This is a genomic window from Isoptericola sp. b408, from assembly GCF_030588085.1.
GTDB classification, from domain to species: Bacteria; Actinomycetota; Actinomycetes; order Actinomycetales; family Cellulomonadaceae; genus Isoptericola; species Isoptericola sediminis.
On record NZ_JAUQYQ010000007.1, the window covers coordinates 1 to 1,641 of the forward strand.

General features: G+C 58.7%; 2 rRNA genes (1 of these 2 only partly in view). Both read right to left on the minus strand.

Annotated features, from left to right (window positions below):
- Positions 1-24: 24 nt before the first annotated feature.
- Positions 25-141 (minus strand): 5S ribosomal RNA (gene rrf / locus Q6347_RS15045).
- A gap of 110 nt (positions 142-251) precedes the next feature.
- A 23S ribosomal RNA gene (locus Q6347_RS15050) occupies positions 252-1,641 on the minus strand (it continues 1,821 nt past the right edge of the window).

Consider the following 1,641-nt stretch of genomic DNA (forward strand, 5'->3'; position numbering starts at 1 on the left):
GGTGGGGGGCCTGCTGTGAAGGGTGTCCGGCGGCGTCCTACTCTCCCACCCCGTCTCCAGGGCAGTACCATCGGCGCTGAAGGGCTGAGCTTCCGGGTTCGGTATGGGACCGGGCGTTTCCCCTTCGCTGTGACCGCCGTAACGCTGTCGAGTTGTTCGGGTTCCCCGTGGTCCACCCTGGTCGGGGGGTGGTGGGGGTGGTGCCCGTTTCTCGGGAACCGCACAGTGGACGCGTGCATAGCAGTGTATGTGTATGGAAGTTGTCGGCTGATTAGTACCGGTCAGCTGCGACAGTCGTTGGTCCTGTCTTCCACTTCCGGCCTATCTACCCAGTGGTCTAGCTGGGTGCCTTCACAGGACTGGCCTGTTGGAAACCTCATCTTGAAGCAGGCTTCCCGCTTAGATGCTTTCAGCGGTTATCCCTCCCGAACGTAGCGAACCAGCGGTGCTCCTGGCGGAACAACTGGCATACCAGAGGTTCGTCCGTCCCGGTCCTCTCGTACTAGGGACAGCCCTTCTCAAGTTTCCTGCGCGCGCAGCGGATAGGGACCGAACTGTCTCACGACGTTCTAAACCCAGCTCGCGTGCCGCTTTAATGGGCGAACAGCCCAACCCTTGGGACCTACTCCAGCCCCAGGATGCGACGAGCCGACATCGAGGTGCCAAACCATCCCGTCGATATGGACTCTTGGGGAAGATCAGCCTGTTATCCCCGGGGTACCTTTTATCCGTTGAGCGACGGCGCTTCCACGAGCCACCGCCGGATCACTAGTTCCGACTTTCGTCCCTGCTCGACCTGTCGGTCTCACAGTCAAGCTCCCTTGTGCACTTGCACTCGACACCTGATTGCCAACCAGGCTGAGGGAACCTTTGAGCGCCTCCGTTACTTTTTGGGAGGCAACCGCCCCAGTTAAACTACCCACCAGGCACTGTCCCTGGTCCGGATCACGGACCGAGGTTAGATGGTCGATGCGGTCAGAGTGGTATTTCAACGGCGACTCCACCGGCGCTGGCGCGCCGGTTTCGTAGTCTCCCACCTATCCTACACAAACCGCACCGAACACCAATACCAAGCTGTAGTAAAGGTCCCGGGGTCTTTCCGTCCTGCTGCGCGTAACGAGCATCTTTACTCGTAGTGCAATTTCGCCGAGTTCGTGGTCGAGACAGCGGAGAAGTCGTTACGCCATTCGTGCAGGTCGGAACTTACCCGACAAGGAATTTCGCTACCTTAGGATGGTTATAGTTACCACCGCCGTTTACTGGGGCTTAAATTCTGGGCTTCGCCGAAGCTGACCCGTCCTCTTAACCTTCCAGCACCGGGCAGGCGTCAGTCCGTATACATCGTCTTGCGACTTCGCACGGACCTGTGTTTTTAGTAAACAGTCGCTTCTCCCTGGTCTCTGCGGCCCTCACCGCTTCCCCCAGCAAGTGGGTTCACGGATCAGGCCCCCCTTCTCCCGAAGTTACGGGGGCATTTTGCCGAGTTCCTTAACCACGATTCTCTCGATCGCCTTAGTATTCTCTACCTGACCACCTGAGTCGGTTTGGGGTACGGGCGGCTAGAACCTCGCGTCGAGGCTTTTCTTGGCAGCTGAGGATCACCCGATTCCCGCATACGCGGTATCTGTCGACTCTCACCCT